The sequence below is a fragment of the Kribbella sp. CA-247076 genome (assembly GCF_050942445.1).
GTDB lineage: Bacteria > Actinomycetota > Actinomycetes > Propionibacteriales > Kribbellaceae > Kribbella.
The window spans coordinates 1082239-1094697 of sequence record NZ_CP192051.1 but is presented as its reverse complement, the minus strand read 5'-3'; the positions used below and the strand labels follow the sequence as shown (position 1 = coordinate 1094697).

Sequence of the window (12459 nt, the reverse complement as noted above, 5' to 3'; positions counted from 1 at the left end):
AAACGTGACTTCATCCGGGAAGCTCTCTCGCGCTGCCCACAACAACAACCGCCGACCGCAAGGCGGCCGGCGGGAGAGGGCACAGCGGACGATGACAGGCGAGCGCCACCGCGGCGGCGCTGCGGCGGCGCCGCGGTGGCGCCGCGGTGGCGCCGCGGTGGCGCTGCGGTGGCGCCGCGAGGCGAGGCGCGCGGGGCGAGGCGGCTCGACGGACGTCGCGACGGACAGGCGAGGCGGGTCGAGCAGCTGCGCCTGAGCAGGGGCGAAGGAGCTGAGCGGAGGCGCGCGGAGACGCGCGGCGCCAGGGCGGCCGAGCTGGGGAAGTGCGGGGATGCGCGCTGAGCGGGGTGCGGGAAGGAGACCGGGGGCTGAGTGGAGCGCGGGTGGTTGCGGGCGGGTGTGCGGGGGTTAGATGCGGGCTCGGGTGGTGGAGGCTCTTACTACGAGTTCGGGTTCGAAGAGGAGTTCGTCGGCGGGGACGGCGGCTCGTTCAATGAGGGCTACGAGCATGTCGACGGCGGCGCGGCCCATGGCGTCGATGGGCTGGCGGACGGTGGTGAGGGGCGGGTCGGTGCAGTTCATCATCGCGGAGTCGTCGTACCCGATCACCGAGACCTCCTCGGGGACGCTCAGGCCGGCCCGGCGGACGGCGCGAATGGCGCCGAGGGCAAGGATGTCGCTCGCGCAGACGATCCCGGTGACACCGTTGTTGACCAGCCGGGTCGCGGCCGCGTGCCCACCTTCGAGCGAGAACATGGTGTGCTCGACCAGGTCGAGATCCGCCTCGTCCGAGGCGATGAACGCGTCCAGTTTGCGCCGCGAGGGGATGTGGTCCCGCGGCCCGAGCACCATCCCGATCCGCCGGTGACCGAGCGCGCGCAGGTGCCCGATCGCCATCTCGGCGGCGACGTAGTCGTCGGACGACACCTGCGGGAAGCCGAGGTGGTCGACGGCCGCGTTCACCAGCACGGTCGGCAGCTTGCGCTCCTGGATCAGCTCGTAGTGCTGGTGCGGCGCGTCGGCCTGCGCGTAGAACCCACCGGCGAACACCACCCCGGACACCTGCTGCTGCAGGAGCAGGTCGACGTAGTCGGCCTCGGACACGCCGCCGACCGTCCGGGTGCAGAGCAAGGACGTGAAACCTTGCTGCGCCAGCGCTCCCCCGACGACCTCGGCGAAGGCGGGGAAGATCGGGTTCTGCAACTCCGGCAGGACCAGCCCGACCAGCCGGGCGCGATCACCGCGCAGTTGCGTGGGACGCTCGTACCCGAGGACGTCGAGCGCGGTGAGCACCGCTTCCCGGGTCGCCTCGGACACCCCGGGCTTGCCGTTGAGGACCCGGCTGACGGTGGCCTCGCTGACGCCGACCTTCTTGGCCACCTCTGCAAGTCGTCGTGTCATGACGCAAACTCTACGCCAGATCACGCAAGTTCTTGCAACGACTTGCGTTCTTCGCTGAAGCCGCAGGATTCCTGACAGACTGGGGGCCGTGCCTCGATTCGTCGCCACCCGCCCCGACACCGGTCTGCTGTCGCTTCCGTGGGACATTCCGCTGGAGGACTGGCCCGAGGATCAGTTGGTCGCGCTGCCGCGCGGTATCTCGCGGCACGTGGTCCGGTTCGTCCGGGTCAACGGCAGCGTGTACGCGATCAAGGAGGTGCTCGAGCACCTCGCGCTGCACGAGTACCGGCTGCTGCGCGACCTCGAACGCCTGGAGTCCCCCTCGGTCGAGCCCGTCGGCGTGATCACCGACCGGCTCGACCGCAACGGCGAGCCGATCGACTCGATCCTGATCACCAGACACCTGCAGTTCTCGCTCCCTTACCGCGCCCTGTTCTCCAGCACGCTCCGCCCGGACACGGTCAACCGGCTGATCGACGCGCTGGTCGCACTGATCGTCCGGCTGCACCTCCTCGGCTTCTTCTGGGGCGACTGCTCGCTGTCGAACACGTTGTTCCGCCGGGACGCCGGCGCGTTCGCGGCGTACCTGGTGGATGCCGAGACCGGCGAGCTGCACCAGGACATCTCCGACGGCCAGCGCGCGCACGACCTCTACACCGCGGAGATCAACCTGTTCGGCGAGCTGCTCGACCTGCAGGAGGGCGGCCTGCTCGACCCGGACATCGACCCGCAGCAGACGGTGCAGTCGATCAACGACCGGTACGAGGCGCTCTGGGCCGAGCTGACCGCGCCGGAGGAGTTCGCCACCGACGAGATGCACCGGCTGGACTCGCGGATCCGGCGGCTCAACGAGCTCGGCTTCGACGTGGCCGAGATCGACATCATCACCGACTGGGACGGCAGCCAGGTGCGGATCCAGCCGAAGGTCGTGGACGCCGGGCACCACTCCCGCCGGCTGCTGCGGCTGACCGGCCTGGACGTCGAGGAGAACCAGGCCCGCCGGCTCCTGAACGACCTCGACTCGTACGCGGCCGCGACCGACCAGCAGAACGAGGACGAAGAGATCGTCGCCCACCAGTGGCTGACCGAGGTGTTCGAGCCGGTGGTCCGCTCGGTCCCGCGCGACCTGAACCGCAAACTCGAGCCGGCCGAGGTCTTCCACGAGGTCCTCGAACACCGCTGGTTCCTCTCCGAAGAGGCCGGCCACGAGGTCGACACCATGCAGGCCGCCCGCTCGTACGTCGACGACGTCCTCCGAGCCAAACCCGACGAGAAACTGGCCCTCCCCACCCCAGCCGCCCCCGAGGCCGAGTAGCGCTCCCGCTCCCGACCGAGCCGTGCAAGGTTCGGGGGCGTTGCGGCGTGGTCAGGGGTGGAGGTGGCGATGGAGCGGCCGGAGTTTGAGGAGTAGGTAGGGCAACGGGCGGCGTTACTGCGATTCGCCTACTTTGAGCGCCATCCGGGAGGAGGAAGTGCTCACTTCGAGCCTGGGCTGGCGGTCGGAAGGCCGATCGCTTCGGCGGTGGCGAGCAGTCGCCGGTCGTAGGTGACGAAGGCAGTGAGATCGTCGCCCAGCACAGCATCCGCGGTCGCCAGGTGAATCGCGTCGAGCGACCGGATCAACGGATCCTGGTAAGCAGCCGCGGTCGTGCGCACCGTCTCGTCGACGTCGTACACGGACACACGCGCCAGGATGCTGGGAACTGCCGCCAGAAGCGACGGCTCGCTGCGGCGTAGGGCACGGGGCAGCTCTACCTCCACCAGGGACGACGAGACCAGGATCCGGTTTACCTGCTCGTTGAGCCAGTCGACGAGCTCGTCCGACGCAGCCTCACGTCGGACGAGTTTCACCAGCGCCGCTGTGTCCAGATAGATCATCAGTAGCGCTCCTCGCCGCGCATCTGCTCCAGGAGCGCACCTGCTTCATGGTCGCTTCGCACCTCGCCCCTCGGACGCGGGATCGCCCCCTCCACCCGGGACGGCCGAAGGTTCCCGGTCGAGAGCAGCCTGCCCAGTGGTGACGGCTCGACCGGAACCAGTCGAGCGATGACCACGCCTCGCTCCGTGATCTCGATCTCCTCGCCCTTCTTGACTCGGGCCAGAACCCGGGCCGTGTCCTGGTTCAACGTTCGGATCGGCACCTCAGCCATAACCTGATTGTAGTACATATTTGCCAGACTCCGCCTCTCGTCGTCTCGCCAGAGAAGATATGGGTGTCTTGGTGCGGACCAGCCGTTGTCCACAGAGCTCAGGCGTCCAGAACGTGAATGGACCTTGTCCGATGCGTCGACGGTCCCGCGATACTCGATCGCGTGAAGATCGTTGGGTATGAGACTTTTCTGGTGGCGCCGCGTTGGCAGTTTCTGCGGATCGACACGGATGAGGGTGTGAGCGGTTGGGGTGAGCCGATCGTCGAAGGGCGGGCCGAGGCCGTGCAGGGTGCGGTCGCGGCGATGATGGAGTACCTCGTCGGCACTGATCCGCTGCGGGTCGAGGAACACTGGCAGACGCTGGCCAAGGGCGGTTTCTACCGCGGTGGCCCGGTGCTGTCGAGTGCGCTGGCCGGGATCGACCAGGCGCTGTGGGACATCAAGGGCCGCTACCACGAGGTGCCTGTGCACGAGTTGCTCGGCGGCCCGGTCCGGGAGCGCGCCCGCATCTACACATGGGCCCACGGCAACGACAACGCCGCCCTGGTGGACGACGCTCAGGCCAAGGTGGCCGCGGGGTTCACCGCGCTCAAGATCAACGTGTCCGAGGCCCTGCCGCCCGTCCCCGGCGCTGCTGACCTCCGGTCGATGGTCTCCAAGGTCGAGGCGCTGCGGACGGCGCTCGGCGACGGGGTCGACATCGCCCTCGACTTCCACGGTCGGCTGAGTACGGCGGCCACCCGCCAGCTCCTGCCGCTGCTCGAACCACTGCTCCCGTACTTCGTCGAGGAGCCGGTGCTGCCCGAGTTCTCCCGCGACCTGCGCCGCGTGGTCGAGTCGACCGGCATCCCGATCGCGACCGGTGAGCGGCTGTTCTCCCGCTGGGACTTCCGCGACGTGATGCCGACCGGCATCGCGATCGCCCAGCCGGACATCTCGCACGCCGGCGGCATCTCCGAGGTCCGCCGGATCGCCGCGATGGCCGAGGCGTACGACGTCGCGGTCGCACCGCACTGCCCGCTCGGCCCGATCACGCTGGCCGCCAGCCTGCAGCTCGACTTCGCCACCCCGAACTTCCTCATCCAGGAGCAGAGCCTCGGCATCGGGTACGGCGGCGCCGGCCAGCTCCTCGACTACCTGGTCGACCCGCAGGTGTTCGCGTTCGTCGACGGCCACATCGAGCGGCCGACCGGTCCCGGCCTCGGCATCGCGGTCGACGAGAACGCCGTCCGGGCCGCCGCGGCCGACCCCCACCGCTGGCGCTCACCGGTCTTCCGCCACCACGACGGCTCGTTCGCCGAGTGGTGAGCCCTCAGCGCGGAGGCATGCGGAGGGCTCCGTCGAGGCGGATGACCTCCCCGTTCAGTAGCTGGTTGTCGATGATGTGACCGACCAGGGCGGCGTACTCCGAGGGGCGGCCGAGGCGGGACGGGTGCGGGACCTGCTGCTCGAGCACCGTGCGGGTCTCCTCCGGGAGGCCCGCGAGCATCGGCGTCTCCATGGTGCCGGGCGCGATGGTGACGACCCGGATCCCCTTGTCCGCAAGGTCGCGCGCGGCCGTCAGCGTGAGCCCGACGATGCCGCCCTTGCTGGCCGCGTACGCCGCCTGCCCGACCTGACCGTCGTACGCCGCGATGGACGCGGTCATCACCACGACCCCGCGGTCACCGTCCGGGGACGGCTCGGCAGCGATCATCCGCTCGGCGGCCAGCCGGAGCACGTTGAAGGTCCCGATCAGGTTGACCTCGACCACCTGCCGAAAGGTTGCCAGCGGCAACGGGCCCTTGCGGCCGACCACTCGGCCGGGTGTCGCGATGCCCGCGCAGGTGACCACGACGCGCAGCGTCCCGAGCGCGTCGGCGGCGTCCAGCGCGGCGGTCACCGCGGCCTCGTCGGTGACGTCGGCCGGCGCGAACACGACCCGGTCGCCGAGCTCGTCCGCGACCGCCTTGCCGTTCGACGACGGCAGGTCGACGATCACGACGCCGAGCCCGTCGGCGGCGAGCCGCCGTACCGTCGCCTCCCCGAGGCCGGAACCGCCACCGGTGACCAGGGCGACATCGGACGGGGCAAGCTTCATGAGACGCTCCTGAGCAGGTCACGGCTGATGACCAGCCGCTGGATCTGGTTGGTTCCCTCGAAGATCTGGGTGACCTTGGCCTCGCGCATGTACCGCTCGGCCGGGAACTCGCGGGTGTAACCGTACCCACCGAGCACCTGGACGGCGTCCGTGGTCACCTTCATCGCGGCGTCGGTGCAGACCAGCTTGGCGATCGCCGCCTGCTGGGTGAACGGCCGGCCGAGGTCACGCCGCCGCGCGGCCTGCAGGTACGTCGACCGCGCCGACTCGACCGCGGCCGCCATGTCCGCGAGCAGGAACTGCAGGCCCTGGAAGTCCGCGATCGCCTGCCCGAACTGCTTGCGCTCCTTCGCGTACGACGCGGCGACCTCGAGCGCCGCCTGGGCGAGACCGGTCGCGGTCGCGGCGATCCCGAGCCGGCCCGAGTCCAGCGCGGCCAGGGCGATCCGCATGCCCTGGCCCTCGGCACCGATCAGGTTCCCGGCCGGGACCCGGACGTCGTCGTAGTGCACCAGCGTGGTGGTCGAGCCGGTCAGCCCCATCTTGCGCTCGGGCGCACCGAAGCTCAGCCCCTCGGACCCGGCCGGCACGTGGAACGCGGAGATGCCGCGCTTCGGGTCCGCGGAGGTCCGCGCGAAGGTGGTGTAGAAGTCGGCGTGCGAGCCGTGGCTGATCCACGCCTTCGTCCCGCTCAGGACGTAGTCGTCACCGTCCCGGACGGCCTTCGTGGTCATCGCGCTGATGTCGGAGCCGGCCTGCGGCTCGGACAGCGCGTAGGCGCCGAGCAGGTCGCCCCCGACCATGTCCGGCAGCAGCCGCGCGCGCTGCTCCTCCGTGCCGAAGGCGGCGACCGCGTAGCTGGTCATGGTGTGCACCGACACCCCCACTCCGACGGACATCCAGGCGGCGGCGATCTCCTCCAGCATCTGCAGGTACACCTCGTACGGCTGCCCGGCGCCGCCGTACTGCTCCGGGTAGGGCAGGCCGAGCAGGCCGGCCTTGCCGAGCGTGCGGAACGCCTCCCGCGGGAAGGTCTCGCTCTCCTCCGCCTTGGCGGCGTACGGCGCCAGCTCGTGCGCGCACAGGTCGCGGACGAGAGCCAGCAGGTCGGTGGATTCCTCGGTCGGCAGCAGACGATCGACAGCCATCAGGCACCCCTCTCAACGGCTGCTCGAAATGATACTAGGAGTGATACTGAAGCCCAAAGTTCCGTATCGTTCTATGCTGTCTCGATATGACAACAGTCGTTCCGGGGCGCCGTACCCGCAGGCAGTCCGAGCTGCTCGACCGGCTCTTGTCCCTGTTCCTCACCCAAGGCTTCAGCCGGTTCACCCTGGACGACCTGGCCGCCGAGCTGCGCTGCAGCAAGACGACCCTGTACGCGCTCGCGCCGAGCAAGGAGCAGCTCGCCGTCGAGGTGGTGAAGCACTACTTCAAGAATGCCACCGCCCAGGTCGAGTCCGCGGTCGCCCGGCAGACCCGGCACGACCGGCGGATCGCGGCGTACCTGAACGCGGTCGCGGACGCGCTCCGGCCGGCCAGCCGGACGTTCCTGGACGACGTGGCCCGGTTCGCCCCGGCCCGCTCGGTGTACGAGCGGAACACCCGGATCGCCGCCGACCGGGTGCGCACGCTGATCGAGGACGGCATCAACAACAAGGCGTTCCGGCAGGTGGACATCGCGTTCGCGGCGGAGATGATCGCGCACACCATGCAGGCGATCCAGCGCGGTGACATCGCCCGCCGGACCGGCCTGAACGACGCCGAGGCCTACCGCGAGCTCGCCTCGTTCGTGCTGCACTCCCTGCGGCTGGACTGACCCACCCTGCCGTTCATTCGTCGCCTTTTCACCCGTCCCGGACGACGCCTGCACCCGACCGGCGGCCCAGCGGGTGAAAAGGCGACGAATGAACGAGGTGGGGGGTTGGCGTCGACCGATAGCTTTGGCGGATGGAACTGAGGCTGGGGCCGCTGCTGCGGTACGTCGACGACACCCGGGCGACCGTCTGGGTCGAGACCAGCGCGCCCTGTGAGGTCGAAGTGCTCGGCCACCGCGGGCGGACCTGGTCGGTGCACGGCCACCACTACGCACTGATCCTGATCGAGGGCCTCACCCCGGACAGCGAGACGCCGTACGAGGTCCGGCTGGACGGCGAGCTGCACTGGCCGCTGCCGGACAGCGAGTTCGGCCCGAGCGTGATCCGGACCCCGCGGGCGGACGGCACCTTCCGGCTGACCTTCGGGTCGTGCCGGCGGTCGGCGCCGTTCGACGAGCAGGGGTTCAAGGAGTTCGGCCCGGACGCCCTGGTGGCGCTCGCTGAGCGGATGGCGGCCGGTACCGAGGAGCCGCCGGACGCGATCCTGCTGCTCGGCGACCAGGTGTACGCCGACGACCCGTCGGACGCCGTCCTCGAGAAACTGCGGGCCGCACACGGTGGTCGGCAGGGGTCCGAGGTGGCCGACGAGATCGGCAACTACGAGGAGTACACCTGGCTGTACGACGACGCCTGGCTGACGCCCGCCGTACGCTGGCTGTTCTCGACCGTCCCGCTGTGCATGCTGCTCGACGACCACGACCTGCGCGACGACTGGAACACCTCGCTGACGTGGCGACGCTGGGTCACCTCGCAGCCGTGGTGGCACGACCGGGTCGTCGGCGCCTATGCGTCGTACTGGGTCTACCAGCACCTCGGCAACCTCTCACCGGAGCAGCTCGACCGGGACGCGACGTACCGGGCGATGCTCTCGATCGAGGACGACGACGAGCGGACGGCGTACCTGGACAGCTTCGCGTGGACCGCGGACGAGGACCCGGCCTCGACCCGGTGGAGCTTCTACCGCGACTTCGGCGACGCCTCGCGCGGCGTCCGCCTGGTCGCGGTCGACTCGCGCTGCTCGCGGCACCTCGAGCCCGGCGACCGGGCGATGGTCGACGCGCACGAGTGGGAGTGGGTCCGGCGCCACATCGTCGAGGCGTCCCGGCCGATCCACCACCTGCTGCTCGCGTCCACGCTGCCGTTCCTGCTCGCGCCCGGGCTGCACCACCTCGAGGGCTGGGACGAGGCGGTCTCGTCCGGTGCCTGGGGCGCCCGGGGCGCGCGGATCGGCGAGCGGATCCGGCAGGGCATGGACCTGGAGCACTGGGCGTCGTTCCGGAGGTCCTTCGACGACGTGACCGACCTGCTGGCCGCGGTCGTCGCCGCCGAGGACCCGCCGGCCTCGATCCTGATGCTGTCCGGCGACGTGCACTGCAGCTACCTGGCCGAGGCCCGCCTGCTCGGCGTCGACCACCCCGGTACGGCGATCCGCCAGCTCACCATGTCGCCGTTCCGGAACCCGGTCCCCCGGCACATCCAGTGGGCGAACCACCTGCTGGACAAGCGGTGGATGACGACCCTGCTGCACAAGCTCGCCCGGGCGGCCGGCGTCCGGGACGTGGCCGCGGACTGGCGGATCACGCACGGCCCGTGGTTCGGCAACGGGGCGATGACGGTGACGTTGTCCGGTGAGGACTGGTCGGTCGAGGTCGACCATGCCGAACTGCGGGACGAGCGGCAGCTGCTCGACCGGACGTTGACCTACGGACGCCTAGACTCGCCGTCCAAACGCTTGATGTCCTGAAGCTGCCACCGCCCGCCCGCCCTCGGCTCGTCCCGGAAGGCTTATGACATGCGATCCTCCACTCTCCGACGTACGGCGGCCGCCGTCGTCGTCACTGCTCTGACACTGTCCGCCCTGCCTGCCAAGGCCGACCCGGTCAAGCCGCCCCGGCTGTCCGCGGCGGCCGTCACCTCCGCGCTCAACGAGGAGGTGACGACTCCCGGGACCGCGTGGATGACGCGTCCGGACGGCAAGGTGCTGGTGTCCTACGACTCCACCGTCACCGGCAGCAAGCTGACCTCGCTGACCAAGGTCACCCGGAAGCTCGGCGAGAACGTCGTCCTCGAGAAGCTGCCCGGCAAGCTGACCCGGTACGTCAGCGGCGGCACCGGGATGTGGGGCGGCGAGATCAAGTGCTCGGCCGGCTTCAACGTCCAGCGGAAGGGCAAGTACTACCTGCTGACCGCCGGGCACTGCGGGCGGGAGGCCTCCACCTGGTACCAGGACGACGACCACAGCCGCTACCTCGGCAAGCTGCACCACGCCAGCTACCCGTGGAACGACTACGCCCTGGTGATCTACCCGACCGTGATCAAGCCGCCGGGCGGCAGCGTGTACCTGTACAACGGCCGGTCGCAGGACATCACCACCGCGATGAACCCGGGCATCGGGCAGTACGTGTACCGCGCCGGGATCACCACCGGTCTGCACAGCGGCCGGGTCACCGGCCTGAACGCGACCGTGAACTACGGCGACGGCCGGGTGGCCGGCCTGATCCGCACCAGCGTCTGCGCCGAGGCCGGCGACTCGGGCGGCCCGCTGTTCTACCGCCACTGGGCGTTCGGGCTGACCTCGGGCGGCTCCGGCGACTGCGACTCCGGCGGTGTCACCTACTTCCAGCCGGTGGTCGAGGCGCTCAACGCGTACGGGGTCTCGGTGTACTGAACGGAGGATAACCCTCACTCTGCGAATTCACCTGAGTACTCAGGGACAAGATGGGGTAATAATGGCCACGGTTTAAGTCAAGGACGCACCCGCCCCGAGCGCGTCCTCATCGTGAGGAGGCTGAAACCGTGAAATTTCCGCCCATTCGCCGTACCGCCGCGATCCTGGCAGCAGCCGGACTGACCGCCGCGGGCCTGCTCTCCACGCAGGCCTCGGCGGCGCCGGTCCACCCGTCGACGCTGTCCGCGACGGCCATCAGCGCGACCTTGTCCAAGGACGCGTCCATCCCCGGAACCGCCTGGCACACCGCCCCGGACGGCCGGATCATCGTCTCCTACGACGAGACGGTCACCGCGTCGAAGCTGACGGCGCTGACCAGCGTCACCAAGAAGTTCGGTGACCGGGTGACGCTGGAGAAGATGTCCGGCAAGCTCTCGAAGTTCATCGCCGGCGGTGACGCCATCTACGGCGGCCAGTCCCGTTGCTCGCTGGGCTTCAACGTCCGCAGCGGCAGCACGTACTACTTCCTGACCGCCGGTCACTGCACCAACATCGCCTCGAGCTGGTACGCCAACTCGAGCAAGACGACCCTGCTCGGCACCCGGTACGGCTCCAGCTTCCCGGGCAACGACTACGGGATCGTCCGCTACAGCACGTCGTACACCAACCGGCCCGGTGTGGTGAACCTCTACAACGGCTCGACCCGGGACATCACCTCGGCCGGCAACGCGTACGTCGGTCAGTCGGTCCAGCGCAGCGGTAGCACGACCGGTCTGCGCAGCGGCTCGGTCACCGGGACCAACGCGACGGTGAACTACGCCGAGGGCACCGTCACCGGCCTGATCCGCACCAACGTCTGCGCCGAGGGTGGTGACTCCGGAGGTGCACTCTTCTCCGGCTCCGTCGCCCTGGGCCTGACCTCCGGCGGCTCCGGCAACTGCCGCACCGGTGGCACGACCTACTTCCAGCCCGTCACCGAAGTCCTCTCCCGCTACGGCGTCAGCGTCTACTGACCCGCAGGACTGCCAGCAGTTGAGCACTGGACGCGGGCCGGGATCATCCCGGCCCGCGTCTGTCATGCCGGCGCCAGCACCGGAAACCCCAACTCCTCCGCGGCGCCCGCCAGCTCCTTGTCGTAGCTGACGAACTCGGTCAGCTGCTCCGCTCCTCGTCCCGACCCTCGATCAGCAGGTCCGAGAGGCTGTCCACGCCTGGCGCGAGGTCCAGCACGAGGTCCGGCATACCGAGCTCCGCCGGTGGGGTGACTTCACCCGAGTCGATCATGCGCCGGAGCACCCTTGGCCGTTCGTCCCCGGGCACCGTCAACCCCTGCGGCGGGAGATTTCGTAGAGGGCTACGCCGGTGGCTATGCCGGCGTTGAGGGACTCGGTGGCGCTGGTCATCGGGATGGAGACGATCAGGTCGCAGTTCTCGCGGACGAGGCGGGCCAGGCCCTTGCCTTCGGAGCCGACGACGAGGACGAGCGGCTCGGTGGCGGCCTCGAGCTCGGGGAGCTCGACCTCGCCGCCCATGTCCAGGCCGACGACCAGCAGCCCGGCCTCCTTGTACGACTTCAGCACCCGGTTCAGGTTGGTCGCCCGCGCGACCGGGATCCGGGCCGCGGCGCCGGCCGACGTCTTCCACGCCGACGCCGACATGGACGCCGTACGACGCTCCGGTACGACGACGCCGTGCGCGCCGAAGGCGGCCGCGGACCGGGTGATGGCGCCCAGGTTCCGCGGGTCGGTGACGCCGTCGAGGGCGACCACGAGCGGCACCTCCTGCGCGTCGTACGCCCGGTCGAGCAGGTCGTCGGGATGCGCGTACTCGTACGGCGGGATCTGCACCGCGACACCCTGGTGGGCGCCGCCGGCGGTGACCCGGTCGAGCTCGGTGCGCGGCACCTCGAGGATCGAGATCCCGTGCTCGACCGCGATCAGCATCGCCTCCCGCAGCCGGGCGTCCCGTTCGGTGCCTTCGGCAACGTGCAGCGCGGCGACCGGCACGCCGGCCCGCAGCGCCTCCACCACCGGGTTGCGGCCGTACACCCACTCGACCGACGCGTCGGCGTCCTTCCGGGCCGGGCGGCGGGTGCGCTCGCGCTCCTTGGCGCGCTCCTTCGCCTTCGCCCGCTTGTGCGCGGGGTGCTTGACCCGGTCCACCGCCTTCGGCGTCGGGCCCTTGCCCTCGAGCCCGCGGCGGACCCGGCCGCCGGATCCGGCCGTCGGGTTGCCCCGCGGCTTCTTCCGGATCGCTCCCTTGCGCTGGCTACTGCCTGGCACG

Annotated in this window: 13 protein-coding genes; 6 read left to right on the top strand and 7 right to left on the bottom strand. The window is 70.0% G+C overall.

Annotation, left to right across the window (positions count from 1 at the left end; all coding sequences use genetic code 11):
- Window positions 1-408: 408 nt before the first annotated feature.
- Window positions 409-1401 (bottom strand): LacI family DNA-binding transcriptional regulator, encoded by a 993-nt coding sequence (locus ACQPYZ_RS05220; protein WP_433165779.1) that lies wholly within the window; start codon window positions 1399-1401, stop codon window positions 409-411.
- Between the two features lie 67 nt (window positions 1402-1468).
- On the opposite strand from ACQPYZ_RS05220, the gene ACQPYZ_RS05215 reads away from it, so the two are divergent.
- On the top strand, window positions 1469-2716 hold the full coding sequence (locus ACQPYZ_RS05215; RefSeq protein ID WP_433169628.1) for a DUF4032 domain-containing protein: 1248 nt from the start codon (window positions 1469-1471) through the stop codon (window positions 2714-2716).
- Between the two features lie 161 nt (window positions 2717-2877).
- Here ACQPYZ_RS05215 and ACQPYZ_RS05210 read toward each other — a convergent pair whose 3' ends face one another.
- On the bottom strand, window positions 2878-3279 hold the full coding sequence (locus tag ACQPYZ_RS05210) for a type II toxin-antitoxin system VapC family toxin (protein ID WP_433165777.1): 402 nt from the start codon (window positions 3277-3279) through the stop codon (window positions 2878-2880).
- Entirely contained in the window at window positions 3279-3551 is a 273-nt protein-coding gene (locus ACQPYZ_RS05205) for a type II toxin-antitoxin system Phd/YefM family antitoxin (RefSeq protein WP_433165775.1), read from the bottom strand. The genes ACQPYZ_RS05210 and ACQPYZ_RS05205 overlap by 1 nt, the downstream gene beginning before the upstream one ends.
- A 162-nt stretch (window positions 3552-3713) precedes the next feature.
- Between ACQPYZ_RS05205 and dgoD the strand changes: the two genes are divergently transcribed.
- Window positions 3714-4859, top strand: a complete 1146-nt coding sequence (gene dgoD, locus ACQPYZ_RS05200) for a galactonate dehydratase (RefSeq protein WP_433165773.1) — start codon at window positions 3714-3716, stop codon at window positions 4857-4859.
- 4 nt (window positions 4860-4863) lie between these two features.
- Here dgoD and ACQPYZ_RS05195 read toward each other — a convergent pair whose 3' ends face one another.
- A complete protein-coding gene (locus ACQPYZ_RS05195; protein WP_433165771.1) occupies window positions 4864-5631 on the bottom strand; it encodes an SDR family NAD(P)-dependent oxidoreductase in 768 nt (255 codons plus the stop codon).
- A complete protein-coding gene (locus ACQPYZ_RS05190) occupies window positions 5628-6779 on the bottom strand; it encodes an acyl-CoA dehydrogenase family protein (protein WP_433165769.1) in 1152 nt (383 codons plus the stop codon). The genes ACQPYZ_RS05195 and ACQPYZ_RS05190 overlap by 4 nt, the downstream gene beginning before the upstream one ends.
- A gap of 86 nt (window positions 6780-6865) precedes the next feature.
- Here ACQPYZ_RS05190 and ACQPYZ_RS05185 point away from each other — a divergent pair, with 86 nt between their 5' ends.
- From ACQPYZ_RS05185 to ACQPYZ_RS05170, 4 genes are all read left to right on the top strand, one after another.
- On the top strand, window positions 6866-7450 hold the full coding sequence (locus ACQPYZ_RS05185; RefSeq protein ID WP_433165767.1) for a TetR/AcrR family transcriptional regulator: 585 nt from the start codon (window positions 6866-6868) through the stop codon (window positions 7448-7450).
- Window positions 7451-7581: 131 nt separating this feature from the next.
- Entirely contained in the window at window positions 7582-9252 is a 1671-nt protein-coding gene (locus ACQPYZ_RS05180; protein WP_433165765.1) for an alkaline phosphatase D family protein, read from the top strand.
- A gap of 48 nt (window positions 9253-9300) precedes the next feature.
- On the top strand, window positions 9301-10176 hold the full coding sequence (locus ACQPYZ_RS05175; RefSeq protein ID WP_433165763.1) for a S1 family peptidase: 876 nt from the start codon (window positions 9301-9303) through the stop codon (window positions 10174-10176).
- 128 nt (window positions 10177-10304) lie between these two features.
- Window positions 10305-11189: a S1 family peptidase gene (locus ACQPYZ_RS05170; protein WP_433165761.1), complete on the top strand. Its 885-nt coding sequence runs from the start codon at window positions 10305-10307 to the stop codon at window positions 11187-11189.
- A 139-nt stretch (window positions 11190-11328) separates the two neighbouring features.
- Here the strand turns inward: ACQPYZ_RS05170 and ACQPYZ_RS05165 are convergent, their stop codons facing one another.
- Both ACQPYZ_RS05165 and rlmB read right to left on the bottom strand, forming a co-directional pair.
- Window positions 11329-11460, bottom strand: a complete 132-nt coding sequence (locus tag ACQPYZ_RS05165; RefSeq protein ID WP_433165759.1) for a hypothetical protein — start codon at window positions 11458-11460, stop codon at window positions 11329-11331.
- A 38-nt stretch (window positions 11461-11498) separates the two neighbouring features.
- Window positions 11499-12458: a 23S rRNA (guanosine(2251)-2'-O)-methyltransferase RlmB gene (gene rlmB, locus ACQPYZ_RS05160; RefSeq protein WP_433165757.1), complete on the bottom strand. Its 960-nt coding sequence runs from the start codon at window positions 12456-12458 to the stop codon at window positions 11499-11501.
- Window position 12459 lies beyond the last annotated feature (1 nt).

Bases quoted from the DNA above. Each gene is read 5' to 3' on its own strand.
- ACQPYZ_RS05185 (WP_433165767.1), top strand. From the start codon at position 6,866: ATGACAACAGTCGTTCCGGGGCGCCGTACCCGCAGGCAGTCCGAGCTG.
- ACQPYZ_RS05195 (WP_433165771.1), bottom strand. From the start codon at position 5,631: ATGAAGCTTGCCCCGTCCGATGTCGCCCTGGTCACCGGTGGCGGTTCC.
- ACQPYZ_RS05165 (WP_433165759.1), bottom strand. From the start codon at position 11,460: ATGATCGACTCGGGTGAAGTCACCCCACCGGCGGAGCTCGGTATGCCG.
- ACQPYZ_RS05190 (WP_433165769.1), bottom strand. From the start codon at position 6,779: ATGGCTGTCGATCGTCTGCTGCCGACCGAGGAATCCACCGACCTGCTG.
- ACQPYZ_RS05220 (WP_433165779.1), bottom strand. From the start codon at position 1,401: ATGACACGACGACTTGCAGAGGTGGCCAAGAAGGTCGGCGTCAGCGAG.
- ACQPYZ_RS05175 (WP_433165763.1), top strand. From the start codon at position 9,301: ATGCGATCCTCCACTCTCCGACGTACGGCGGCCGCCGTCGTCGTCACT.
- ACQPYZ_RS05180 (WP_433165765.1), top strand. From the start codon at position 7,582: ATGGAACTGAGGCTGGGGCCGCTGCTGCGGTACGTCGACGACACCCGG.
- ACQPYZ_RS05210 (WP_433165777.1), bottom strand. From the start codon at position 3,279: ATGATCTATCTGGACACAGCGGCGCTGGTGAAACTCGTCCGACGTGAG.
- ACQPYZ_RS05205 (WP_433165775.1), bottom strand. From the start codon at position 3,551: ATGGCTGAGGTGCCGATCCGAACGTTGAACCAGGACACGGCCCGGGTT.